Origin of the sequence: Rhodococcus sp. EPR-147, assembly GCF_001647185.1 — a bacterium.
Classification (GTDB): domain Bacteria; phylum Actinomycetota; class Actinomycetes; order Mycobacteriales; family Mycobacteriaceae; genus Rhodococcoides.
Window position 1 is genome coordinate 1 of sequence record NZ_LVCU01000561.1, and the last position, 22,007, is coordinate 22,007.

General features: G+C 62.3%; 29 protein-coding genes and 1 pseudogene. 12 read left to right on the plus strand and 18 right to left on the minus strand.

Going from position 1 to position 22,007, the window contains the following annotated elements:
- The 3 genes from A2J02_RS25050 to A2J02_RS25065 all read right to left on the minus strand — a co-directional run.
- Positions 1–254 (minus strand): helix-turn-helix domain-containing protein (locus A2J02_RS25050; RefSeq protein WP_231911506.1); only part of this gene is annotated, 254 nt, incomplete at its 3' end.
- 67 nt (positions 255–321) lie between these two features.
- On the minus strand, positions 322–759 hold the full coding sequence (locus tag A2J02_RS28855) for a protein-tyrosine phosphatase family protein (protein ID WP_068055161.1): 438 nt from the start codon (positions 757–759) through the stop codon (positions 322–324).
- A gap of 573 nt (positions 760–1,332) precedes the next feature.
- A complete protein-coding gene (locus tag A2J02_RS25065) occupies positions 1,333–2,223 on the minus strand; it encodes an alpha/beta fold hydrolase (RefSeq protein ID WP_068055167.1) in 891 nt (296 codons plus the stop codon).
- Positions 2,224–2,278: 55 nt separating this feature from the next.
- On the opposite strand from A2J02_RS25065, the gene A2J02_RS27445 reads away from it, so the two are divergent.
- Positions 2,279–2,674, plus strand: coding sequence for a MerR family transcriptional regulator (locus tag A2J02_RS27445; RefSeq protein ID WP_082898736.1), 396 nt, complete (start codon positions 2,279–2,281; stop codon positions 2,672–2,674).
- A 27-nt stretch (positions 2,675–2,701) separates the two neighbouring features.
- On the opposite strand, the gene A2J02_RS25075 is transcribed toward A2J02_RS27445, so the two are convergent.
- Positions 2,702–3,550, minus strand: a complete 849-nt coding sequence (locus A2J02_RS25075) for a helix-turn-helix domain-containing protein (protein WP_068055172.1) — start codon at positions 3,548–3,550, stop codon at positions 2,702–2,704.
- A gap of 111 nt (positions 3,551–3,661) precedes the next feature.
- Between A2J02_RS25075 and A2J02_RS28470 the strand changes: the two genes are divergently transcribed.
- Positions 3,662–4,054 (plus strand): DUF1761 domain-containing protein, encoded by a 393-nt coding sequence (locus tag A2J02_RS28470; RefSeq protein ID WP_068055174.1) that lies wholly within the window; start codon positions 3,662–3,664, stop codon positions 4,052–4,054.
- Between the two features lie 108 nt (positions 4,055–4,162).
- Here A2J02_RS28470 and A2J02_RS25085 read toward each other — a convergent pair whose 3' ends face one another.
- Positions 4,163–4,573 (minus strand): SRPBCC family protein, encoded by a 411-nt coding sequence (locus A2J02_RS25085; RefSeq protein WP_231893785.1) that lies wholly within the window; start codon positions 4,571–4,573, stop codon positions 4,163–4,165.
- Positions 4,570–5,325 carry a helix-turn-helix domain-containing protein gene (locus A2J02_RS25090; protein ID WP_068055181.1) on the minus strand — a complete coding sequence of 252 codons (756 nt, stop codon included), beginning with the start codon at positions 5,323–5,325 and terminating at the stop codon, positions 4,570–4,572. Before A2J02_RS25090 ends, A2J02_RS25085 begins: the two co-directional genes overlap by 4 nt.
- A gap of 172 nt (positions 5,326–5,497) precedes the next feature.
- Between A2J02_RS25090 and A2J02_RS25095 the strand changes: the two genes are divergently transcribed.
- Together A2J02_RS25095 and A2J02_RS25100 are read left to right on the plus strand one after the other, a co-directional pair.
- Positions 5,498–6,169: a TetR/AcrR family transcriptional regulator gene (locus tag A2J02_RS25095; protein ID WP_068055184.1), complete on the plus strand. Its 672-nt coding sequence runs from the start codon at positions 5,498–5,500 to the stop codon at positions 6,167–6,169.
- Positions 6,166–7,098, plus strand: a complete 933-nt coding sequence (locus A2J02_RS25100) for a TIGR01777 family oxidoreductase (protein WP_068055187.1) — start codon at positions 6,166–6,168, stop codon at positions 7,096–7,098. The genes A2J02_RS25095 and A2J02_RS25100 overlap by 4 nt, the downstream gene beginning before the upstream one ends.
- Before the next feature lie 16 nt (positions 7,099–7,114).
- On the opposite strand, the pseudogene A2J02_RS25105 reads toward A2J02_RS25100, so the two are convergent.
- A pseudogene (locus A2J02_RS25105) lies at positions 7,115–7,453 on the minus strand (SDR family NAD(P)-dependent oxidoreductase); the annotation flags it as partial.
- A gap of 96 nt (positions 7,454–7,549) precedes the next feature.
- Here A2J02_RS25105 and A2J02_RS25110 point away from each other — a divergent pair.
- Positions 7,550–8,188, plus strand: a complete 639-nt coding sequence (locus tag A2J02_RS25110; RefSeq protein ID WP_068055190.1) for a TetR/AcrR family transcriptional regulator — start codon at positions 7,550–7,552, stop codon at positions 8,186–8,188.
- On the opposite strand, the gene A2J02_RS25115 is transcribed toward A2J02_RS25110, so the two are convergent.
- Positions 8,182–9,390: a citrate synthase gene (locus A2J02_RS25115; protein ID WP_068055191.1), complete on the minus strand. Its 1,209-nt coding sequence runs from the start codon at positions 9,388–9,390 to the stop codon at positions 8,182–8,184. The genes A2J02_RS25110 and A2J02_RS25115 overlap by 7 nt on opposite strands.
- Before the next feature lie 89 nt (positions 9,391–9,479).
- Here A2J02_RS25115 and A2J02_RS25120 point away from each other — a divergent pair, with 89 nt between their 5' ends.
- Positions 9,480–10,625, plus strand: a complete 1,146-nt coding sequence (locus tag A2J02_RS25120) for a citrate/2-methylcitrate synthase (RefSeq protein ID WP_068055192.1) — start codon at positions 9,480–9,482, stop codon at positions 10,623–10,625.
- Here A2J02_RS25120 and A2J02_RS25125 read toward each other — a convergent pair.
- The 7 genes from A2J02_RS25125 to A2J02_RS25155 all read right to left on the minus strand — a co-directional run bounded on the left by A2J02_RS25125 (position 10,622) and on the right by A2J02_RS25155 (position 14,381).
- Positions 10,622–10,966 carry a hypothetical protein gene (locus A2J02_RS25125; protein WP_068055193.1) on the minus strand — a complete coding sequence of 115 codons (345 nt, stop codon included), beginning with the start codon at positions 10,964–10,966 and terminating at the stop codon, positions 10,622–10,624. The two genes, A2J02_RS25120 and A2J02_RS25125, sit on opposite strands and share 4 nt — an antisense overlap.
- A 3-nt stretch (positions 10,967–10,969) precedes the next feature.
- A complete protein-coding gene (locus A2J02_RS25130; RefSeq protein WP_156516382.1) occupies positions 10,970–11,374 on the minus strand; it encodes a hypothetical protein in 405 nt (134 codons plus the stop codon).
- A gap of 107 nt (positions 11,375–11,481) precedes the next feature.
- Entirely contained in the window at positions 11,482–11,793 is a 312-nt protein-coding gene (locus A2J02_RS28860; RefSeq protein ID WP_068055197.1) for a hypothetical protein, read from the minus strand.
- Between the two features lie 83 nt (positions 11,794–11,876).
- The gene (locus tag A2J02_RS25140) at positions 11,877–12,431 is read right to left on the minus strand and encodes a hypothetical protein (RefSeq protein ID WP_068055200.1); all 555 of its coding nucleotides are present in this window, start codon (positions 12,429–12,431) and stop codon (positions 11,877–11,879) included.
- A gap of 12 nt (positions 12,432–12,443) precedes the next feature.
- Positions 12,444–13,013, minus strand: coding sequence for a cysteine hydrolase family protein (locus A2J02_RS25145; protein ID WP_068055202.1), 570 nt, complete (start codon positions 13,011–13,013; stop codon positions 12,444–12,446).
- A gap of 257 nt (positions 13,014–13,270) precedes the next feature.
- Positions 13,271–13,744, minus strand: a complete 474-nt coding sequence (locus A2J02_RS25150; RefSeq protein ID WP_068055205.1) for a DIP1984 family protein — start codon at positions 13,742–13,744, stop codon at positions 13,271–13,273.
- A 139-nt stretch (positions 13,745–13,883) separates the two neighbouring features.
- Positions 13,884–14,381: a MarR family winged helix-turn-helix transcriptional regulator gene (locus A2J02_RS25155; RefSeq protein WP_068055208.1), complete on the minus strand. Its 498-nt coding sequence runs from the start codon at positions 14,379–14,381 to the stop codon at positions 13,884–13,886.
- Between the two features lie 143 nt (positions 14,382–14,524).
- Here A2J02_RS25155 and A2J02_RS25160 point away from each other — a divergent pair, with 143 nt between their 5' ends.
- On the plus strand, positions 14,525–15,454 hold the full coding sequence (locus tag A2J02_RS25160) for an EamA family transporter (protein WP_231911507.1): 930 nt from the start codon (positions 14,525–14,527) through the stop codon (positions 15,452–15,454).
- Between the two features lie 60 nt (positions 15,455–15,514).
- On the opposite strand, the gene A2J02_RS25165 is transcribed toward A2J02_RS25160, so the two are convergent.
- Positions 15,515–16,693, minus strand: coding sequence for an Nramp family divalent metal transporter (locus tag A2J02_RS25165; RefSeq protein ID WP_068055234.1), 1,179 nt, complete (start codon positions 16,691–16,693; stop codon positions 15,515–15,517).
- A gap of 289 nt (positions 16,694–16,982) precedes the next feature.
- Positions 16,983–17,924, minus strand: a complete 942-nt coding sequence (locus A2J02_RS25170) for a dihydrodipicolinate synthase family protein (RefSeq protein WP_068055215.1) — start codon at positions 17,922–17,924, stop codon at positions 16,983–16,985.
- 222 nt (positions 17,925–18,146) lie between these two features.
- On the opposite strand from A2J02_RS25170, the gene A2J02_RS25175 reads away from it, so the two are divergent.
- The 4 genes from A2J02_RS25175 (at position 18,147) to A2J02_RS25190 (ending at position 21,238) form a co-directional block, all read left to right on the plus strand.
- Positions 18,147–19,181 carry a LacI family DNA-binding transcriptional regulator gene (locus A2J02_RS25175; RefSeq protein ID WP_068055218.1) on the plus strand — a complete coding sequence of 345 codons (1,035 nt, stop codon included), beginning with the start codon at positions 18,147–18,149 and terminating at the stop codon, positions 19,179–19,181.
- Positions 19,178–19,645 carry a hypothetical protein gene (locus tag A2J02_RS25180; protein WP_068055222.1) on the plus strand — a complete coding sequence of 156 codons (468 nt, stop codon included), beginning with the start codon at positions 19,178–19,180 and terminating at the stop codon, positions 19,643–19,645. Before A2J02_RS25175 ends, A2J02_RS25180 begins: the two co-directional genes overlap by 4 nt.
- A gap of 228 nt (positions 19,646–19,873) precedes the next feature.
- Complete coding sequence (locus A2J02_RS25185; protein WP_068055237.1) at positions 19,874–20,245, plus strand: PLD nuclease N-terminal domain-containing protein; 372 nt, start codon at positions 19,874–19,876, stop codon at positions 20,243–20,245.
- Between the two features lie 111 nt (positions 20,246–20,356).
- The gene (locus tag A2J02_RS25190; protein WP_331712044.1) at positions 20,357–21,238 is read left to right on the plus strand and encodes a type IV toxin-antitoxin system AbiEi family antitoxin domain-containing protein; all 882 of its coding nucleotides are present in this window, start codon (positions 20,357–20,359) and stop codon (positions 21,236–21,238) included.
- A 22-nt stretch (positions 21,239–21,260) separates the two neighbouring features.
- Here A2J02_RS25190 and A2J02_RS25195 read toward each other — a convergent pair whose 3' ends face one another.
- Positions 21,261–21,473, minus strand: coding sequence for a hypothetical protein (locus A2J02_RS25195; protein WP_068055226.1), 213 nt, complete (start codon positions 21,471–21,473; stop codon positions 21,261–21,263).
- Between the two features lie 92 nt (positions 21,474–21,565).
- Between A2J02_RS25195 and A2J02_RS25200 the strand changes: the two genes are divergently transcribed.
- Positions 21,566–21,859 (plus strand): hypothetical protein, encoded by a 294-nt coding sequence (locus A2J02_RS25200; RefSeq protein WP_068055229.1) that lies wholly within the window; start codon positions 21,566–21,568, stop codon positions 21,857–21,859.
- Positions 21,860–22,007: the final 148 nt, after the last annotated feature.

Consider the following 22,007-nt stretch of genomic DNA (forward strand, 5'->3'; position numbering starts at 1 on the left):
CCGCGCGAGAGGTCGTGATGCGCGAGGCGTGAGATTTCGGCCATCGATGTGCCCAATGCGCCGACGACGGCCGCGAGGATTTCGCTCGACGGATCCTTGCGGCCGCGTTCGAGCTCCGACAAGTATTGCGGCGCAATACCTGCGCGTGCGGCGGTGTCGGCGAGGGTGTCTCCGCGGGCGTGTCTGCGCTCGCGTAGTCGTCTGCCGACCACCTCACGCCACAGGGGTTCCACCGCGCGCTGCTCGACGCTCATCGATTCGTATGACCTGGCCCATGATCGCAGCCTAGGCCCCCTGTCCGTGATGGGTCGCAGATTCTGCTCAGAGCAGAGAGCTCGGTTTCACGAATGTCCTCGCATAGCGTCTCTGCCAGGGCGTTTCGATAGCGCGGTGCGAGTAATTGCTCCGGACATAGTCGATTGCAGCACTTCCCGGCATACCATCCAGCGCAACCAGGCAGGCCAGTGCGGTGCCCGTTCGCCCCTCACCGCCGGTACACGCGATCTCGACTCTCTGGGTTGCACAGCGGCGCAATACTTCTCGTAGTCCGACCTCGAGCTCTTTCGAGTCGGACGGCAGCCGGAAGTCGGGCCAACGAACCCATCGACTGTCCCACTCGAACTCGCCCGGATCCTTGCCCTGCAGGTAGATCCCGAAGTCCGGCAACGGACCGTCAGGTGTCGGAACACGCAAGGCACGTCCACGAACGAGACTGCCCGACGGCAACTGCAGCACGCCCGGACTGTGTAAGTCCCACATTCGAGGCGCGTCCTTTCCTTGTCGTTCGCGACACCTGTTTCTGCCCAGCACCGATATTGTGCCCCCATGCGCTCAGTTGTTCTTGCCTTCGCCGCACTAGGGCTCACGGTGGGTCTGCTCGCGTCCGTGTCGGGATGGGCCGGAACCCTGTACGTAGAACCCGGCCAAATGAGCCGGGCCTACGCGACTACCGCTGATATCACCTTGCAGGTCCGAGTCGGCCTCTTCCTCGAGTGGTGGACAAAAGTGCAACCCATAATCGGTGCCGTTGTCGGTGCCGCCGTCGGATTCACGCGCCACTGCAGAGGCTTTCGCCTTCTGCGCGTAGGAGAGACATGACGGCTCTACTCGACGCCAGGCTTCGTCTACCCGATTGTGTGTCGAAACCCTATGCGGTGTCGCATCTTTGCACCCGATAGCAATCGTTGCGACTCCATGGATGTCGCTCGTTCAGCTCACGAAGCCACTGGGCCCCTCGGCCTCCGATGCGGGACGTTCACATTCGTCTCAGCACCACGGAACTCAGTATCCACGAGACGCACCTCGAACGGCTCGACGAACGATGTCAGCGAGTCAGCTGCACGATCGTGGGCTTCTCGGAAGTTCTCGGACAAGCATTCCTAGCCACGCATCCAACGCTTCAGCGGTGACCGACGGTGCTTCGAGCGGAGTCAGATGACCCACACCAGGAACAGTGATCACAGACGATTCCCCCGGCAGCAATTGCCGCAGTCGAAACGCCTGTTCGACGGGAATCCAGGGGTCCTGTTCACCCCATCCGATCGAGGTGTTGCAGCGGACTCGGGGAAGGGCATCGACGATGGGCCGCGTGTGTTCGGGACTCAGTTCGGCGATCTGTCGGTAGAACGCGGGCTGACCCTCGTCGGATATCCAGGGTTCGGTCAACATTGCCACGATGTCTGCGTCCAGTCGTTGATGTGCCGCTCCCGCGATGTATTCGGTAACCAGCGCCGAGTGCAGGTGTGCAGGCAACGCGGCAAAGACCTCGGCGTTGTCCGCGACGAGTCTGAAGAACTCGGATCCCCAGGGGTCGAGGGTCACCACGTCCCACAGATAAAGCCCGCCGAAATCGCAGCCGTGAAGTAAATGGACTCCCAGGGCGACTGCACCGCCGATGTCGTGAGCGACGACGAAGGGGCTCTTCAACCTCCAGTGGTCGAGCAACAGCGCGAAGCGCAGCATCTGGGTGGGCAGGTCGGTCCGGACATCGGATCCCTGTGCAGACCGGCCGTATCCGGGCATGTCCCACAGGTAGACACGATGGCCAGCGCTGAGGTGGCGCGCGGCCTGCGCCCACACCTGAGCTGACCAGGGAGTTCCATGGCAGAACACAACGTCCACTGAGGGCACGTCCACCTCGGGAGCCAGCTCGTAAGTCGCCACCCTATCGCCGCCCACGGACACGAAGATCGGCTCTGGTAGATCGAATCTGTCGATCGTCATGGGAACGAACGTAATAGTTCAGGTCGACCTGAAGTCAATGTGAGACCATCGGCGAGTGAGGATCGGAGAGGCTGCGCGCGAACTCGACGTTCCGACTCACGTCCTCAGACATTGGGAGGACGTCGGTGTGGTTGTGCCCGAACGTCTCCCGTCTGGTCACCGCGATTACAGCGAGGAACACCTGCGTCGACTGCGGGTGCTGAGGGCCTGTCAGGACGTGGGAATCAGCTTGGCCGACATTCGCCTGATACTTCATCGAGACGAGCCCGAACGAACCGAAGTCATCGCAGACCATCTGGCCCGAGTCCGACGGCAGCAAGCTCGACTCGCCAGTGCCGAGCGCTTTCTCGCGCACGTCGTCGCGTGCACACACGATCTGCTCACCCGATGCGCGCAGTGCAGCGAGTACTCCGCTACGCAGGCTGGGCCGACTTCCCAAGAAGTACGCTGAGTTTGCAGAGGCTCTCGCCACCCTCATTCAGGCGCGGCCGAGTGCAGCGAGTTCACGAAGGTACGCTCCCGGCGTAATTCCGGCGACGCCGCGAAAGTCGTTGATCATGTGAGCTTGATCGACGTAGCCCAGGTCGGCAGCAATACGGGCAGCATCGGCTGCGGGGAGCGACAAACGTTGCACCACTTCTTGTAGTCGAACCCGTCGGGCGACTGCTTTGGGGCCCATCCCGAGTGACGATCGCAGCGCCCTCTGCACGGCACGTTCACTGACCCCGAGCATTCCTGCCACCGATTGCCCGGGTTTTCTGCCGATGCTCTGCGCCAAAGCATCGACAGCGGCGTTCGCGAGAAGATGTTCGGCAGCCGCCGGTCGTTTCCCCAGCATCTCAGTGATCACTGAATCTGCCCGTACAGCATGGTCGGCAGCCGAATCCTGCCCGGAAATGCTACCGAGCATGCCGAAGAGAAGTTGGTCGGTCTCTTCGGTGATCGGTTGCTCCGCAATAAGTCTCTTGGGATCGAGGTTGGATACCACAGCCAGTCCAGCTGGACGCAGCCGGATGGCGAACACGAAGCCTTGACCTTCTATCGTCCGGGACCACGCCCTGCGTTGAACATTGGTGATCATGAACGGCGCAGGCACTGCACCGGTCTCGATACTGACCGTGACTGCCGGAAATTCGAGGACTCGCTGTTCGACGGTTTCGTCCGCAGACAATTCCCATCGCACGCTCCAGTACGCGTCGACAACATCTCGAACCTCTGCAGCCGGTTCGTGCCAGGTTGCGTCGAAGCGACGGAGAAGCGCAGGAGCCATCACGCCGGAGCGTTCGTGAACGTCGATGGGCTTGGACGCGACCTGCCTTTCTTCCATGTCGCAATTCTGCAATACACCGAGCCTCGGGTCTCGAGACGATCACGCTATGACCGCCACTTCTTGGACCGATGTCGACCGAGTGACTCAACCGGGCCGAAGGGGAGTGTCGTGAACTGGTTGGGAGTAGCCGGGGCAGCGGTTGTGTACTACGCACTCGGCGCGCTGTGGTTCGGCCCCTTGTTCGGGCGCACATGGGATCGCTCGATCGGGCGTGATCGGGCGCAGACAGGAGGCCGATTCCCGTTGTCCTACTACGTGGTTCCGCTCTGCTGCTCGGCGGCGACAACCATCGTGATCGCTCTCGTTCTCGACGCCATCAACGCGGATGCCGTGGTATCCGGGGTGCTCGTTGGACTGGGTGTCGGGTTGGCCTCCGCTGCAGCATCATTGACCAACGCGCTGACGCCCCACACTCCACAACCATTCGTGTTCGGAGCTGTCACCGCGAGCTACCACCTCACGGGAGCGACAGTAGCGGGTGTTGTCCTCGGAGTCGTCTAGGACGACGCGCGCGGCCGTCCGTGGCGCGAAGCCGGGCGGATCGACCTGACGTCGGACTTCGTCGAGGCCCGATTGGACGCGTACATCCCTGTTGATGGACGCACGAGGTCACTGACCTTCCAGTAGCTCTGCGAGTCTTTTCAAGTCGTCGGCGACCATGCCGAGATCGCGCTCGAATTCGTCGTCGCTCAGTTCGATTTGTCGGACCGTGAACAGAATTTCCGCCCCATTTGGATGACTCAGCACTCTTACGGGGTTGTTCACGACGGTCCCCGACGGCAGTGTCACGTCATGATCGAGGACGCCGAGGTCGTTGTGCGACACGAAGCGTACTGTCACCTGTCCCATCGGCGAATCTACGAGAAGCCGATCACCGTCGATGGTCACCGGGCTGTGCGCCAGTCCTGCCGCCCATTTGGGCAAGTTCGCAGGATTCGCGGCGAACTCGTACACCTCGTCGGGTGTACGCCTGATAACTCGAGCCACATGTCTACTTGCCACGAAGGGTTCTCGGTTCATAGCAGCGACCCTACGTAAGACGGGCCGCGACGTTCTTCCAGAAATCGGACCGGTGTCAACGTGGTGAGTGCACGTACCTCGTCACACATGTGCGCCTGACTCGCAAAGCCTGCGGCAGACGAGAGCGACGCCAGGTCGGGAACGGTGGCAGCAACGTCGACGAGCCGCCCGACGCGAATGACCCGGGCGAGGGTTTTCGGGCCGTAGCCGACCTCGTCGACAAACCTCCGATGCAGCTGCCGAACACCGACTCCCAAGCCGACGGCGAGATCACCGACTTTGATACCCGGCGACGCCTCGAGCACCTGCACAGCGGCCAGGACCAGCCCGTCCTCCGCAGGCCTCATGGCCCGAACGGTGAGGTCGGCGAGCATCTTTCGCCGCGCTGGCATCGCACCGTTCGGATCGTGACCCGTAAGGACATGGGCAGCCTCCAACCAGGACGCTCCCAGCGCTGCGACATGCGGTTGCTGATCACACAATTCACCGACTGGAATCGCACTGACCCTTCGAGCTGCGGACGGAGCGAGACGCACACCGACCATCTCCAGCGGACCGAGGGTGACGGCTTGTCGGGCTGCGGTATCCGGGCCCGCCGCCTCGAGTCGTCCATCGGAGAACCAGATCAGATCCACACATCCGTCGGGAACGATCAACGGCCGGTCCCCCGCCTGCGACCGCCGCTCCCAGGTGCACCGAATCCCGTCGACGGGCGAGGGAAATTCGGCGTAGGTCCTTTCCGGCGGCAGCATGGAAGGAATTCTCCTCGATCGGGGCCAGATCCTCCGTCGAACCGGGATCGAACACCGTGGTCACCGCTGAAAATCGGGCAGAGCCCTCCCTGGCATCCACCATCCGATCTTGAACGTGTTCAAAAACAGGTCTAAGTTCGAATTTGAACACGTTCAGAATTGAGGTGAATCGATGGCTCGCACGTCCGAGACTCGCGACAAGGTGGTCGAGGTAGCTCTACGCCTCTTTCGTGAGGAAGGGTTCCAGGCGACCACGATGCGTCGCATCGCCGACGAAGCGGGCGTCTCGCTCGGGAATGCCTACTACTACTTCGCCGGCAAGGACGAACTCGTCAACGAGTTGTACACGGTGATCCAGCGCGATCACCGCGAGCGTGCACTCCGCGTCCTCGTCGACGGCGGATCACTGTCCGAAAGCCTTGCTGCCGTCTTGCATTCCGGCCTGGACGTGATGGAGCCGTATCACGCCTTCGGTGGATCGTTCCTACAGTTGGCGTTGCCCACCCGGTCCAGTTCCAGTCCGTTCTCGGAAGAATCGTCCGACGCCAGGTCCATGGCCATCGACCTCATGCGAACCACCTTGGAGACGTCGAAACAGAAGGTTCCCGGTTCTCTGAAAGACGTTCTTCCGCAGCTGCTCTGGATGATCTACATGGGTGTCACCCTCCATTGGGTCACCGACTCCTCGGACAACCAGGCACGCACCCGCATCCTGGTCGACGGGCTCGTACCGGTGGTGGCCAAAGCCGTACGCCTCGCTCGTCTCCCGGTGGCGCGGGGGTTGGTCACCGACGTGGCCGGCCTGTTGAAACGAATGACCTCTAAAGAAGGGTTGGACCAGTGACTGATTCACCATCGACTGTCGTCGTGTGCGGTGCCTCCGGCTACATCGGCCGGTACCTGCATCGCTCCTACGAAGATCGCGGCATTCGCGTCAGAACCGTCGGGCGCGGAACATCCAGTGATGCCACATGGTCCGACCATCGCGGCCTCGTCGACGTGCTCGACGGTTCCGATCTGGTCGTCAACCTCGCAGGCCGCTCGGTGAGCTGTCGCTACAACAAGGCGAACGCGGACGAGATCATGTCATCGCGCATCCAGACGACGGCCCAACTCGGGCGTGCCTTGGCTCAGGTCCAGAACCCACCCGAGTTGTGGGTCAACGCCAGTACGGGCACCATTTATCGCGATTCGCGCAACAGGCCGATGGACGAACAATCCGGCGACATCGGGTCGGGATTCTCCGTCGAGGTCGCCCGCGCCTGGGAGCGTGAGCTGTTCGACGCCGATGTGGCCATTCGCAAAGTGGCGCTGCGTATGTCGATAGTGCTGGGTGCAGGCGGCGGTGCGATCAACCCGATCATCGACCTGGCCCGAGTCGGACTCGGCGGCACGATGGGCGACGGCGGCCAGATGTTCAGTTGGGTGCACGTCGCCGATGTCGGACGCATCCTCGATCACCTCTACGACAACACAGGCATCTCCGGCCCGGTGAACTTAGCCACGCCGTTCCCGGTGACCAACGAGGAGCTGATGCAGAAGGTGAGGAGCACTCTGGGCCGAAACCGCGGGTTGCCGACACCGGCATGGCTGCTTCAGTTCGGGGCACGGGTGATTCGCACGGAGGCAGAATTGGTCTTGAAAAGCCGTTGGGTGGATCCACAGGTGTTGACAGGCAGCGGTTTCGAGTTCCGATACCCCGACCTGCAGGAAGCGCTGACCGACATCGCATCCGAGACGCCCCGAGGGTTGCTCCCCGTCGCCCTCGGGTGACGGGGAGCTCCCGAACCTAGACGAGCGACGCCGACAGTCCTCCGTCCAGGATGTAGTGGCTTCCGGTGATCCACGACGCCCGGTCGGAGGCGAGGAACAACGTCACTTCCGCGATGTCCTCTGGCGTTCCCAGTCGTCCCTGCTTCGCGGCGACCAGGTCACCGAACGGAATCTGGGTCGCGGCTTCGAAGTCCGGGACCAGTCGGTCGACCATCGCAGTGTCGGCAAATCCGGGGCACACCGCATTCACCCGCACTCCCGATGCTCGCATTTCGAATGTGGCGACGCGGGTGACCTGGATGACTGCAGCCTTTGTAGCGCAATAGGATCCGAGCAGCGGGGTGCCGACCACACCTTTTTCAGCGACCAATATCTTGCCGCCGCCGATATCCCCCGATCGGCCGTCGGGCATACACTGGGTCGACGACCACGCGCGGAAAGGACCCGGCACATGACCCAGACCGTTGATCCTCGCGCGCGTATCGAAGAGCGAGCCCGCAACAAGTTCGAGGCCAAGCGCACCGAACTGGCCGAGGCGACGCTGCACACACTGGCCGAATTGGGTTACGCGCGCACGTCACTGCGGGAGATCGCGCAGAATTCCGAGTACTCACACGGCGTGCTGCACTACTACTTCACCGACAAACTCGACCTCATCACGCACGCCGTTCGCCAGTACGAGGCCATGTGTGTCACTCGCTACGACGAGGTGGTGGCCAACGCCGTCGACGCCACCGGCTTGTACGCGGACTTCGAGGAGAAGTACTTCGCCACTCTGGCCGAGGACGCCGGCATCCATCGACTCTGGTACGACCTGCGCAATCAAGCCCTGTTCGACGGCTCGTTCCGCAACGACGTGCTCGAGATCGAGGCGCGTCGCGAGGACATGATCTGGCGCGTGGTCGCTCGTTACTGCGAACTTCGCGGCTCCACTCCCGCACTCGACAACGCCTCGGCCTACATCCTCCTCGATGGCATCTTTCAGCGCGCTCTGCTGCATCACCTGGCCGACAACACAGCCGAGATCGCTGCCGCGCGTCGCCAACTGCTTGCTGCGTTCGCATTACTGGACTGCCCGACGCCTCAGTAGGTTCCCGGTCGAGTCCCCGTGTAGATGCCTGGAACCCGAAAGCGAAGGGGCGCTTCGTCGTATTCTTCGATGGCGTGTGCCGTCCACCCGACAATGCGGGCGAGTGCGAACAGCATCTCCGGTGTGTCGGACTCGAGCCCGTAGGCGAGGGTGAACGTGGCGAGAGCGAAATCCGAGTTCGGAAAGGTATCGAATCTGCTACTCACCTCCTCGATTATCGTGTCCGCTGCAGCGATCACTACGGCGTCCGCACCGTGAGCCGGGTCCCGAAGCAGTCGCAGTAGTTCCTCGGCACGCGGGTCTCGGTCGGTGTAGATGACGTGCCCGAAGCCGGGCACCCGCTCACCGGACCTCAATTGTGTTGCGAGAGCGCCTATCGGATCGTCGATCGCCATCGTCAGGAACCGATACACGGGATCGGCAGCGGAGCCGTGCAGCGGGCCGTCGATGCATCCCAGACCCGCCGAGACTGCCGAATACAGATTGGCTCGGGTGCTCGCTGCCACCCGAACTCCGAGCGTCGACGCAGCAAGACCGTGGTCTGCCATCAGGACGAGCGCGGCCTGCAGCACCGCCAGACCGTTCGGATTCGAGGAGTCGGACTTGATTGCCGCCCAGACCGATTCGACAACCGAAAGCTCCGAGGAACCACCACCGAGTGCTGCTGCGACCGTCGCCAGCAGCTGCCCTGCCTCGCGAACAACGGATGTGGACCCGGTGTCGAATCGCATCGGTCGGTAGGTGGACGCGATGTCGACGGCGATGCGGATCCGATCGATGGACCGGCAATCCGGCGACACCAGCCTTGTCGCTTCTCTGCATCGTTGCACCACAACGGAGTCCGCGTGGAAGTGGACTTCGTCCAGCAATTCACCCGTCCAGACGAAGTGTGCAACCGACTCGAACGCACGCGAGCTGAGCTCCACCGCATCACGCCCCCGGTAGTACAGATGCCCGTCGTCGATCAGCGTGATCCGAGTTCGAATTCGTTCCACGGCACCGATATCGGTACGCCGAGCGGTGTCGCGTCCGGCGAGAGATTCCACCTCGTCGACGTCGAACACACTCCCCCGCACGCCGGTCAGTCGAGTGCTGGTCAGCAGACCGCGGCTGACGTACGCGTACACCGTTTCCGGCTTGACCCCCAGCCGTGCGGCAGCCTGCGCGGTGGTGAGCATGTTCCGACCGTCGGCGTGCGTCATGTCCGCCTTTCACATTGATTCGATCAACATTGACAATAATCAACGTTAGCGCGGATCGTAGGGGTTGACCAGCGCAAAGGAGTGCAGCCATGACCGTTCTCGATGCCCCACGGGGGCTCCACAACGTCGTTGTCACCACCACATCCATCGGAGATGTTCGCGGCGACGAAGGTTTCTATCACTACCGCCAGTACTCGGCGATCGACATCGCGCTACACCTGACCTTCGAGGACGCGTGGTTCCTCATGGTCGAAGGTCGGCTGCCGGACGATTTCGAGCGCGCCGAATTCCTGAGTACAGTGGCACCGCTGCGAATATTGCCGGAGGCCGTGGCAGCTGCGGTGAGAACGGTGGCGCAATCGGGTCCCGAGCAACCCCTCTTTGCGCTACGGACGGTGTTGTCGGGGCTGGCAGGCGCACTACCCCTCTACGAGTCGTCGGAATCGGACAAGCGTGTGACCGCGCTACGTCTGTGCGCGATGACGCCGACCATTCTGGCTGCCGTACACAGGATTCGGACCGGCAAAGAACCCGTGGAACCGCGCGAGGATCTGACCACCGCGCAGAACTGGTTGTTCATGATCACCGGACAGGTGCCCGACGCCTCCCATGCCCGAGCGGTCGACCGATACCTCACCGCCACGATCGATCACGGGTTCAACGCGTCGACGTTCACTGCGCGAGTTGTGGCGTCGACAGGTTCGGACATCGCATCCGCAGTGTGTGCTGCCATCGGTGCCTTCGCTGGTCCGTTGCACGGAGGTGCCCCGGATCGCGCTCTCGACGGGCTGGACGAGATCGCCGACGTCAATTCCGCGGACGCCTGGGCGCGAGCGAAAATCTCTGCAGGCGAACGCATCATGGGCTTCGGGCACCCGGTGTACCGAACCGACGATCCCCGATCGGTGATGCTGCGCGAAACTGCGCAGGAGTTGGGCGGGGAGCTCATCGACAAGGCTGTTCAGGTCGAGAAGGTCATCACCGCTGCGCTCGCCGATCTGAAACCGGATCGAAAGCTGTACGCCAACGTGGAGTACTACGCCGGTGTCGTGATGGAGCTCTGCGGAATTCCTCGGTCGATGTTCACGCCCACCTTCGCCTGCAGTCGGATGGTCGGGTGGTGTGCCAACATCGTCGAGCAGTCACATGACAGCAAGATCATTCGCCCGATCGCCCGCTACGACGGCCCAGTGCCTTCGGCAGTGGTGCGGAAAAGCGCCACCCAGGGCACCTAAGCACGCCACTGCGTAGCACTCACAGCAAACGGATAGCCACCGATCACCACAGCGACGAACACATAGGCTGCCAGCCCGGTCAACTCCCACGTTGTTCTGTCGCGTTGGAAGTCGGTGAAGATCCATACAAGTGGAGCAAGAAGCAAAGTAGCGGCAGCGACGCCGCAGACCACGAATATCCTGTTCGCCCGTGCACGCAGGTGCGGCGTGGTCTTCACTCGGTCCGGCACGTCGCGGCCGTAGAAGTCGACGTGGAGCGCCTTTCCTCGAAAGCCGACTGCAGCGCCGTACGCGAACGCGCAAACTCCGACCATCAGTAGCAGCGCAAGTACGGTGTTCACGGATCACCGAGCCGTTGCGGCTCGACCCGACTTGGACAGCGATCTGTAGTTTCGAATTGTGTTGAGGCACAACCATCCGGTAACGATGGGGGAGAAGAACCCGAGTGCCAGGCCCTCACCCATCAGCGAAAACACGACGACTGCGAACCCGATCAGCGTGACAGCTACCGAATCGATCTTTCGACCGATGGACGAACCCGAGGTCGCCACGATGCCGGGAAAGCGCGGCGAGTCGACAAGAATCCGTATCGCCGTGACGCACGCAATCAGTCCTGCAACGACCATGAATGCAAATACAATCGTTTCACCCCAACCGATCTCGGCCCAGTTCAACTGCGGCTCGAACAGGCCGCGAACGAATGCCTCGAGTATCGGGACCGACGCGAAGTAACGCAAATACAGCAACACGATGGGTCCTGCCAGACCTGCAGTCGTCCGCCGATTCGCCATACCGAACGGTATCAAACGGCAGGAATGTCGGAATGCAACAACCGAAGACCGCTGGAATTGCCCATTCAAAGTGCCCGCGTTCGTCGCGGCACAATCCACAGACTCACCACGAAAACAACAGCACACACTCCTCCCAACCCCGTGTTTTCCCAGCTCCAGCTTGTCGTTCCCACGGCGAGGTCACTGTCTACTTGGTTCACGCAGCTTGCCACCGGCACGGGCAACCACGCCCAGTGCGCCTCGTAGACCGCGCCGGGTAGTCGCATGCACAGTTCGTCGACTCCGCCCATCAGTCCCCACCGCGCGAAGGTCCCGAACGACGCTATCCAGCCGACGAGCGATACAGCGGCGATCATGCGTGTCGCGATTCTGCTCATCCTGCCTCTCCGTTCGAACGCGCCACCAGTACACACTCGACTCGACTCACGTTGGTGGACAATGAATCCAGTCGCGGCACCGACTAGATCCCACCTCGAAAGCTCCGTACGTAGTCTCGCCATCCTGCGAGGTAGGGCTCCACGTCATCGATTTCGATCAGATCGACGTCATCAACCGGATAGTTCCGACTTTCGATGACCAGCGATACGCCGTCGACTTCGCCCACGGCCCACCATCGGTCGGGTCCACCCCACTTCGAGAACTCGACGCTCACACCGTCGCAGAGCATTGGCACAGCCACCCCGGGAGCGTCCCGGACTGCCCGATGCCGGTTCTCGTAGTCGGGCTCCCACGGAGAGATTCCGGTAGCGCGTTCGATCGCTCGAACCACCTCCCGCCGAGGATCTCCGACCACCGTGCTGATCTGAACCGACACATCGCCGTCAGGAGTGCCGTGAACGAGTCCACCGGACGAAAGCAGGTCGTTCACCCACTCCCAATCGCCAATCATGGTCGCGCCGTCCCACTCCCTCAGCCCGAACAGTCCAATTCCCTGAGCGCCGAGGCGCACTCGATCACAACTCTGATCGATATCACGCCAGAATTCGTCGGGAGACATGTGGCCTGTGACCTTCATTGCGCACCTTCCTCACGTCGAGAGCAGGTCCTCTGTCAACACGACAGTCGCGAATTCCCCGTGCAGGTTTGTCGCAGTCATGGCCGACAACGTCGCCGCGGGCACCGTGGTTCCGTCGAGTGCGAGGCGATCGAAGGTGTGTGTGGCGTCGATGACGAAGTAGGTGTCGTAACCGAGATTGCCAGCCATGCGCGCGGTGGTCTCGCAACAGTGATTGGTGGTGATCCCGCAGATCACCACCTGGTCGATGCCCTCTGCGCGTAGCCAGGCGTCGAGATCCGGCGTGCCGTAGAAGCTCGAATTGACCCGTTTGCTGATCAGCAAATCCGGAGTTCCCTCGATGACGTCTTTGAACGCATGCCCCGCACCGGTAGGAGACAATGGCGACACCGGGTTGTCGGAGTCGTGTCGAACGAACACGATCGGCCACGCCTTCGACCTCCACACCCGTAGAAGCGCAGCAATATTGGCTTCGCACGACGGGTTGTCCCGCGGGCCCCAGAATTCGGAATCGTCGAATCCAGCCTGCACGTCGACGACGATCAGAGCAGGCCGTTCGAGGCGTATCGGCGGTGCGTTCATGCTGTTCAGGCTAACCTCCGTAAGTCGTCGAGACCACAATGCCGGGTGGCCCCTTACCCACCCTCGTTCTCGTTCGATCAGCACACGGTAGTGCACTGTGCGGTGTGCGCCGTACTCCGTGAATTGTACTGAGCTGCACTGTGAACGGGTGAATACCCGGGACGCTGCTCACCACGCGGGAGAAGGACCGGAAAACCGCCGGCCGCGGCACGTGCTCGCCCCGAACGAAAACTACCTACTACCCGGCAACCGATTCACTACTCGATCAGGTCGAATTCCCAGTTGATGCGTTGGATCTCCAGATCCACAAGCCGGATCTGTCTGGCGATATCGTCTGCAGTGGAGCGCAATTCGGCAACCGGAAGGGCTGCGACATACACCAACTCCGACCGCAGCTGTCGCGGACCGTACCGACGCTCCTGTTCACGTCCCGACGCGGCGTCCGCTGCTGCGGAGATCGCCCTGTGACGCATCCGCAGCACGTCACGGGACGTGAGTGCGTCGGTAATTGTTCCGTCCCGCATCGTCGCGGCGCTGTTCGTCCGGTTGATCCTGCGAATGAGGACCTCGAGACGGTCGAGCACAGTTGTGTACTCCGACAACAGAATCGACGCATCTTCGGCCGGTGATTCACCGTCCTGATGGCGGGCGTTCGCCAGAATCCGAACCTTCAGATGTTCGGTGCGCTTGATCAGTTCCCCTCGTTCAGCGAGGGCCTCGGCAAGCTTCATGTTCTGCACCTCGGCGTTTCGAAACCGACGGTGGTGTGACTACGGGCGCTCATGCGCCTTTCGACGTGTCGAATGAGTTCATGGAACAACAAGTACCACAGTCTGCTTGGATGCGGAAGAGACGGTGTCAGTGGCGCAGCTATCCGAGATCGAGAAGAAGTCGCTTCAACAGGCCTGCAAGTTGGCGTCGCTCATCCGGATTCAACGATCCGAGCAGAGCTTCCTCATTGGCCACGTGAGCGGGTAGCGCGGCATCCACTGCAGCGATTCCGGCCTGCGTCAATTGCACTATGACCACCCGACGATTGGTGGGGTCGATCTCGCGTTCGACCAATCCCTTGTCGGTCAACCGATTCAAACGGTGCGTAACGGCACCTGACGTCACCATCGCGCTGTCCAGCAGCTGCCCGACGGTGAGACGATGCGGAGACCCGGCGCGCCGGAGCGTTGCGATGAGATCGAATTCGCCTGGTTGCAAACCGAATTCGGCCAGTACAGCCTGCGTGCGCCTGTCCAGTACGGACGCCGCACGGCTGATACGGCCGATGACCTCCATCGGGTCGACATCCACGTCAGGTCGCTCGGCCCGCCACTGCTGGACGATCCGATCCACTGCGTCGAGTGTCTCGTTCGACATCGAGCCAACCACCCTTCAATACTTCAGCGCTCAATTGTTTGACATTCTGCCACGTTCGTCTTACCGTTCAATGCTAGATAGTTCAACGTTAAGACGTCTACTGACAGCGCACCAGAGATGAGCTCCCGATGCGTACACCTCGCATGCAGACACACCCAACCGATGCTCGACGCCTCCGCGCACCCGACGTCGCCCCCTCGACTCTCGGATTGACGGCCGCTGCCGCACTCGCTCCCATCCTCTGGGGCACGACGTACCTGGTGACCACCGAACTCCTTCCTCCCGACCGGCCGATGACCGCCAGCGTGCTGCGCGCGGTACCCGCGGGGCTCCTTCTGCTGCTCATCGCTCCGGGCATTCCCGCAAAGGGATGGAGACTGAAGACCGCGACCCTCGGTGTACTCAACATCGGGTTGTTCTTTCCGATGCTGTTCGTGGCGGCCTACCGGCTACCCGGTGGAATTGCCGCCGTCGTGGGGTCCTCGCAGCCGCTTGTGATCGTGGCGATATCGGTGATCTTCGGTTGGGGACGAACGCGGCCCGTCCAGGTTGGATGGGCCGCGCTGGCCGTCGTCGGGGTTGCGCTGACGGCTGTGTCCGGAACGATCCGACTCGATGCCATCGGCCTCGCCGCCGCAGTGGTCGGAGCCGTCAGCATGGCAATCGGTGTCGCCCTCACCAAGCGCTGGGGTGTGCCACCCGACACCAGCCCACTCAATTCCACTGCATGGCAACTGATTATCGGCGGAATGGTCATCTCGCCACTGATTCCGATCGTCGACGAAGGGCAGTGGGCACTGGATGCCGAGGCTGTAGTCGGCTACACCTGGCTCGCAGTGGTGGGCGGCGCCTTGGCCTACTCACTGTGGTTTCGCGGTGCCCGCGCTCTTCCCAGTGCCAATGTGACACTCCTCGGCGTGCTGAGTCCGCTGACTGCAGCAGTCATCGGATGGATAGTGCTGGGACAGAGCATGACCGGGGTTCAGTGCGTCGGCTTCGGAATCGCGCTCGTGGGTTCGATAGCCGGACAGTTCGTCACGACACACCCACCGCGATCGGTGGCGTTGAGGTAGAGAAAAGTCCCGGGCAGGAGTTCGTGAGAACTTCCGCCCGGGACGATTGCGACGCGTGGTCTAGCGAGTCATAAGTTCGTAGACCAGCACACCGGAGAGCGACAGGATGGAGAGGAATCCGAGGACACCGAGTGCGTTCTTCCACCACGTGTTTCGGAGGTCTCCCATCAGTTGGCGATTGTTGCTCATGACGTAGAGCAAGAAGCCGAGGAATGGGGCCACCAGCACGGTCAGAGCCTGGGCGACGATGATCAGTTGGATCGGCGACGAGGTGAACATGATGGTGATCGCCAAACCGAACGCCAGGATTGCAGCGCAGGTCACCTTCGCCGTAGGGGTACCGGGCGATGCTCCCCGGCCCAACGCGTCGGAGAGCATAGTTCCTCCGGCGGTGGCATTGGCCACCATCGAGGAGAAGGCCGCTCCCGACAGTCCGAGGGCGAAGATGGTCGAACCGATCGGACCTGCAATGGGTTCGAATATTTTCGCCAGTCCGACCAAGCTGGTCGCTTCGGCATTCTGGCTCTCCAGTACCGCAGCGGCCACGACGATGACGAGCGCTGTCATGATGCCGGGGGCGACGATGCCGGGAATCGTGTCGGCAATGGAGGTTTGACGGTATTCGCCTCTGGTCCGGCCCCGTTCATGGATGCCGTACGAGGTGAAGAACGCTGCGTTGAGTGAGAAGTTGGTGCCGACGAGCGCGACGATGAGCAGCAAGCTTCCCGAAGGCGCGCTGGGCATCACGCCGTCGAGAGCCATGTACCAGTCCGGCTTCGCGATGACCGCGCTGATGATGAAGGCGGCACCGAGGAGTCCGACGATGACGAGCAGCACTCGCTCGACTATGCGATAGACGTTGCGAAACAACAGGATCAGCGCCACGAATGCCGTGCAGGCAATCGTCCAGATCAACGGGGATCCGCCGAATACCATCGACAGCCCGAGTCCGGATCCGACGGCATTGCCGACCGAGAAGCATAGGGTGATGATGAAGACCCCGAAGCCGGCAGCGACGCCGACGCGGTGTCCGAGGATGTCTTTGACCGAACTGATCAACGACGTCGGCGTCCGTATTCCCAGACGCACGCTCATATCGGCGTACACGAGCATGAACACCGTCGAGAGCACGACGACCCAGATCAACGCGTAGCCGTACTTGCTACCGGCCTCGACCGCACTGGCCAGGTTGCCGGGGCCGAATTGCCAGGCGCCGGCGATGAAGGCGGGACCCGCCATGGCCAGCGTGCTCAGGACGGTCTTCCATCGACTCGACATGGCAGGCGGTCCATCAGCGGTGATGGTGGACGCGGCTGGTGCCACCGGGGTCGTGCGGGGTTGACTCATGACGAGCCTTTCTGGTGACGCTCCGTACTCGCTACTAGAGGCAGTGTGCCCTCGGCTCGACGCGGTGGGGAGCGGATACGAAAAGTACGAGCGAAGGTCGGTGTGCGGCATCGATGGCCGGGCGAAGATGGCCACCGATGCCGACCGAGTGATCTGACGCGGTCTGTCCCTGCGAGGGAACTCAGACCAGCGCGGGTACTACCGAACCGAGGTTCGCGGAATCGAGTGCCGCCGCGATCTCTTCGTGAGCGCCTGCGGCGAGTGGCAGCAGCGGCGAGCGGACGGTGGCGTGCTCGAGGATGCCGCGGTGGACCAGGCCTTCCTTGAGCGCGACGGTGCCCTCCATGTGAGATCCGCGGTGATAGACGTTGGCGGTGACGGGCAGCAGACGGTCGTGGATGGCGCGTGCGGCCGGGTAGTCCTTGGCCTTGCCTGCGGCAATGAGCTCGACGAGGGGTTCGGGAGCCAGGCCGCCGTAGCCGACGAGGAGGCCGTCGACGTCGAACATGGTGTGCAGCAGGTATTCGTCGTGGCAGCTGAGGATCTGCAGGTCCGGGTTCTCCTTGCGCAGAACCGGGATCTCACGGTCCCAACGGCGCATGTTCCGAACGCCGTTCTTGGTTGCGAAAACGCCCTCCTGAGCGGCAATTTCGAGCTGGGTGTCGAGGTTGTACGTCGCCTTGGTGACGTCCGGGTACTGGAACAGGATCAGAGGCAAGCCCGATCCTTCGTACAGTGCGCGGTACCGATCCTGCGGTGCGCCGTCCTGGTAGCCGAAACGCAGCCAACCGTGCGACGGGTACACCAGTCCGGCAGATGCACCGGCGTCGACCGCACGCTTGGCTTCTTCGACGGATACGGCCGTTCCTTCCCCGGTGATGCCGGCGATGATCGGAAGCTTTCCGTCGACCGAATCGCGGAAGGCACCGATCACCTTGGCCTGCTCGGCCTGGGTGAGGAAAGTGCCTTCACCCGCGTGACCGAGAACGACGAGACTCTTGACGCCGTCGACGCTGCCGAGCCAGGACCCGAGGCGCTGGATGGCGTCGTAGTCGACCTCACCATCGCGAGTGAACGGCGTGATCGGTGCTGGGCTGAGTCCGCGGAGATCGAGTGAATTCATGTTGTCGTCCTTCTCGAGATTCTGATGGGAACGTTGTCGGGAACGTTTGCATCACGCTAAACCGCTCGCCGCCGATGTGTCAACCATCACTTTGAAGATCGAGGGTGACAGGCATCGCATGGTGCGCATGCAAACGTTCCTGGGACGTTTGCATGCGCCGCAGGCTGGCCATCTGTAAGTTCGGCCGTACCAGGAGATTCAACGAACAGTCAGGAACTGCACATGCGTTCCACCCGAAGTGGGCTCTCGACTGAGCGCACAGACGCGGTCACACTGCGTGACGTTGCCAAGGCTGCCGGGGTCAGCATCTCGACCGTCAGCCGTGTTCTCGACGACCGCGTCGCACCGTCCCGATCCGCGACGGCCGTACGGGTGCGCGAGATTGCCGAGCATCTCGGATACCGGCGCAACACGTTCGCGTCGAATCTACGACGCGGTGCCACCGCCACCATCGGCGTCCTGGTCCCGCGCCTCTCGGACACCGTGATGGCGCTGATGTTCGAGGCCATCGACCGGGCAGCGGGCAGGGAGGGCTACCACGCCGTCGTCGCGACGAGCGGCGACGATCCCACCGACGAATGGAACGCCGCGCAGTCGCTTCTGAAGCGCAATGTCGATGGGGTCGTTCTCGCCACGAGTCGCACCGACGATCCCCTCCCCAGTCACCTGCGCGAGAACGGAATTCCGCACGTACTGGTGCTGAGAACCGACGGAAAGAGCCCGTCCTCGATCGGCGACGACGAGACCGGTGGATATCTGGCGGTTCGTCACCTCATCGATCTCGGCCACACCGACATCGCAGTGCTGACAGGACCTCTGTTCACGTCCAGTGCTGTCGGTCGTCTGGCGGGCGCGCACAGGGCATTTGCCGAAGCCGGCCTGCAACCACGCCCGGAGTGGACGATCGAGACCGGCTACGGAATCGAAGCCGGGGCAAGCGCAGGACACGATCTGCTCGACGGCTCAGGCCGTCCCACCGCCGTGTTCGCAGCCAACGACAACCTCGCCCTCGGAGTGTTGTCGGCAGCGCATCGACACAATCTGGCTGTCGGAGAGGACCTTTCACTGGTCGGCTACAACGACATCCCGCTCGCGCAACTGTTGCCGGTTCCCCTGACCTCGGTCCGCACCGCATTCGACCAAATCGCCCGAACCGCAATGGAAATACTGCTCAACGGCGACGACGGCTCGACTCCGCTGAAGAAGGCACTTCCCACATTGATCCCGCGACAATCATCGAGCCGTGCGGCGAGATGAGTTCGTCGGCGGGACTGTGTCGGTTCTGGCTCATCGGTTTGGTCGTCGTTCTCACCGCGTCGTGCAGTTCGTTCGAGCCCGGCGAACGCAGGTCCATGAATGAAGAAGAAGTGTCGCGTGGTCTGCAGGACATAGCTTTCGACGTGCCGAGTGGCTTCGAGTTCGTTCAGGCCTTCACCCACACGGAGTTCGTCGGCCAGCCCGCGTGGCGGGCCCGATTCGACGCGCCCAGCGAGGCCGGCGACGACACAGCGGTATCGGCGGCAAACCCTTCCTATCCGCCCCTGCAACCGGTGACGTGCGCCGCTGCATCGACGAGCAACTGGACTGCACTGGGCTTGACCTGCGAACCCGAGATGCTGTCCACCTCGCGTCCCACAAGGGGAACGGCAGACCCCGTGACCGTCCTGCTCACCAGGAACGCACGACAGTCGTCGCTGTTCATCTACTCCCAAGGCCACTGACTGTTGCAGCGACGCTATGCGGGCTGAAGCAATTGGAGGTCGAATCGGGTGCAACTGACCGCGCTGAGCGCGGCTAGCTGCACCCGATTTTGCCCAGCAGCGGAGTTCGCCGCCTCGCTGACCACATCCTGCAGATCGATAGACCTGGGCCATATCTGTCGAAATCGCGACAGCCCCGCTACGATGCTCGATACATCAGACCGAACGGTCTTGAAAGTGGAGGATCACATGCCGTATCTCGGTCTACTGGTGATGTTGCTGTGGGTGTTCTGTCTGATCGACGTGATCACGGCCGACGATGGTGGAGTGCGATTCCTCCCGAAGATCGTGTGGTTGCTGTTGGTGGTGTTTCTCCCGCTCGCCGGCTCACTGGCATGGTTGTTCGCGGGACGTCCTGTTGGAGGCGGAATTTGGGGAGGTCCCGGAGGCGGCAACCGGCGCGCGAGCAACTCTGCGTTTCCTGAATACGAGACACGCCCCGGCCGTCAGTCCGCCCAGAATCCCGATGCCGATGCAGAATTTCTCCGGCGTTGTCGAGAACGTGCAGAGGAACAACGTCGACTCGAGCGCGAGCGTCGCAAGAGAGATCTCGGGTTCTGATCTGGGGCAGAACTCCCGAACACACAGCTTCACCTCGATTGAATTCGGTGCATCCAGCCGCGCTGAGCGCGGCTCAGTGCACCCGATTCGCTAGGGAACCGCTTCGGCACCGTGAACGTCCAAGTGGACATGCTCGATGAATGGCTGGCACAGCACGACGGCGTGATCACTCGCGCGCAGGCGGCACTCTGCGGTCTGAGTGGCGACGCTGTGGATCGCTCGGTTCGCGCGGGTGCGTGGCGAACAATTCATCGCGGGGTGTACTTCGTCGTGGACCGCCCATTCACTGCGGACGCACGCATTCGGTGCGCTGTGTGGGGTGCAGGACCGAACGCTGCACTCAGCGGGGAAGCCGCTGCCTTCTGGCACGGGGTGATCTCCGACGTGCCGAGCATCATCGAGGTCACCGCTCCGCGTAGGGGTCGAAGCCGCGCCGAGGGCTGCCGACTACGTCGCCGCGACGTTCACAACAAGGACATCGTCGAGCGGCGCGGACTTCGTGTCACGTCTCTCGAACTCACTGTTCTGGAAGCGTCGATAGGTAAGGCGCACATCATGGATCGGACACTTCAGCGACACACCGACCTCGAGCGATTGCAGCGGGCAGATGCACGAAACCCAGGTCGCACCGGCGCTCCCGAAGCGAAGCGGCTGCTGAAAGTCGCAGCGAACGGTGCACGCTCCGAGGGAGAGCGTCTCTTGATTCGAGAGTTCCGGGCCCGCAAGATCGGCGGCTGGGTGGTCAACTATCGATGGGGCGGATACGAACTCGACTTCGCGTTCCTCGCCGAGATGGTGGTGATCGAAATCGACGGCTGGGCATTTCACTCCGATCACGGCGCGTTCCATCAGGATCGGATCAGGCAGAACGACATCATTCAGAGCTGGACGATCCTTCGCTACACCTGGGTCGACCTGACCGAACGCATGGATCACGTGATCGCCGAGATAGTCGCTACTCTCGATCGAATCCGGTGCAGCCAGCCGCGCTGAGCGCGGTCAGCTGCACCCGATTTCATCGCCGCGAGGACCTGGGTGGACTGTACGACCCATCGAGTCGACTTCTGATGCGTCGGATCGCCTTCCATCCCGCGGGAGTCACCGCGGTGCTGACTATCGCGCCGATCATGACGCCCTGGAACAGGGCAGACCACTGGCCGGGGCTGCCTCCGAACAGCGGCCATGTGTGCACGATCGCGAGGACCGAGAGAAACACCAGAGCACGCATACCTGCACCCTCCCATGACATAGTCAGCGCCGCGAACTATCCGGTACCGTGGAGAAAAGGACAAAGTGGACCGCACAAGGTCGGAGGCCGAGATGCAGAAGCCATTTCGCGAGTGGGTCATGACCGGGGCTCTGAGCAAGAAGTGCGGCGCAACCCGGGCCGATTACATCAATGCGCTTGCCCTCGTCCCCGCAGTCGGTATCGGCTTCCTCCTGATGCACTTGACGATCACCTCGGGGTCCACCGCGCTCGATATCGCTGCAAGCTGCCTGGGCGGTGCCATCACCGGCGTCCTGTATCTCTACATCGCGTATCGAGTCGAGTCGCGTAAGCACCGCGGGCCCACCCCCGCGCCGCCGCTGGGCGCACGGCCGACACGGCTGTGAAATTCCCCAGCCCGGCCCGATCCACCGGATCAATGCGACTCTCTTGCACTCCGACCGACTGAAACCCACATTGATCCAGATCTCAGGCGCGCTTGGACGAGTACATTCGCTCGTCTGCGATACGCAGTAACTCGTCCGGGTCGGTGGT

Coding starts and splice junctions, on each gene's coding strand:
- A2J02_RS28855 (WP_068055161.1), bottom strand. CDS start 759: ATGTGGGACTTACACAGTCCGGGCGTGCTGCAGTTGCCGTCGGGCAGT.
- A2J02_RS25065 (WP_068055167.1), bottom strand. CDS start 2,223: ATGACGATCGACAGATTCGATCTACCAGAGCCGATCTTCGTGTCCGTG.
- A2J02_RS25075 (WP_068055172.1), bottom strand. CDS start 3,550: ATGGAAGAAAGGCAGGTCGCGTCCAAGCCCATCGACGTTCACGAACGC.
- A2J02_RS25085 (WP_231893785.1), bottom strand. CDS start 4,573: ATGAACCGAGAACCCTTCGTGGCAAGTAGACATGTGGCTCGAGTTATC.
- A2J02_RS25090 (WP_068055181.1), bottom strand. CDS start 5,325: ATGCTGCCGCCGGAAAGGACCTACGCCGAATTTCCCTCGCCCGTCGAC.
- A2J02_RS25095 (WP_068055184.1), top strand. CDS start 5,498: ATGGCTCGCACGTCCGAGACTCGCGACAAGGTGGTCGAGGTAGCTCTA.
- A2J02_RS25110 (WP_068055190.1), top strand. CDS start 7,550: ATGACCCAGACCGTTGATCCTCGCGCGCGTATCGAAGAGCGAGCCCGC.
- A2J02_RS25115 (WP_068055191.1), bottom strand. CDS start 9,390: ATGACGCACGCCGACGGTCGGAACATGCTCACCACCGCGCAGGCTGCC.
- A2J02_RS25120 (WP_068055192.1), top strand. CDS start 9,480: ATGACCGTTCTCGATGCCCCACGGGGGCTCCACAACGTCGTTGTCACC.
- A2J02_RS28860 (WP_068055197.1), bottom strand. CDS start 11,793: ATGAGCAGAATCGCGACACGCATGATCGCCGCTGTATCGCTCGTCGGC.
- A2J02_RS25140 (WP_068055200.1), bottom strand. CDS start 12,431: ATGAAGGTCACAGGCCACATGTCTCCCGACGAATTCTGGCGTGATATC.
- A2J02_RS25145 (WP_068055202.1), bottom strand. CDS start 13,013: ATGAACGCACCGCCGATACGCCTCGAACGGCCTGCTCTGATCGTCGTC.
- A2J02_RS25150 (WP_068055205.1), bottom strand. CDS start 13,744: ATGAAGCTTGCCGAGGCCCTCGCTGAACGAGGGGAACTGATCAAGCGC.
- A2J02_RS25155 (WP_068055208.1), bottom strand. CDS start 14,381: ATGTCGAACGAGACACTCGACGCAGTGGATCGGATCGTCCAGCAGTGG.
- A2J02_RS25160 (WP_231911507.1), top strand. CDS start 14,525: ATGCAGACACACCCAACCGATGCTCGACGCCTCCGCGCACCCGACGTC.
- A2J02_RS25165 (WP_068055234.1), bottom strand. CDS start 16,693: ATGGCGGGTCCCGCCTTCATCGCCGGCGCCTGGCAATTCGGCCCCGGC.
- A2J02_RS25170 (WP_068055215.1), bottom strand. CDS start 17,924: ATGAATTCACTCGATCTCCGCGGACTCAGCCCAGCACCGATCACGCCG.
- A2J02_RS25175 (WP_068055218.1), top strand. CDS start 18,147: ATGCGTTCCACCCGAAGTGGGCTCTCGACTGAGCGCACAGACGCGGTC.
- A2J02_RS25180 (WP_068055222.1), top strand. CDS start 19,178: ATGAGTTCGTCGGCGGGACTGTGTCGGTTCTGGCTCATCGGTTTGGTC.
- A2J02_RS25185 (WP_068055237.1), top strand. CDS start 19,874: ATGCCGTATCTCGGTCTACTGGTGATGTTGCTGTGGGTGTTCTGTCTG.
- A2J02_RS25195 (WP_068055226.1), bottom strand. CDS start 21,473: ATGCGTGCTCTGGTGTTTCTCTCGGTCCTCGCGATCGTGCACACATGG.
- A2J02_RS25200 (WP_068055229.1), top strand. CDS start 21,566: ATGCAGAAGCCATTTCGCGAGTGGGTCATGACCGGGGCTCTGAGCAAG.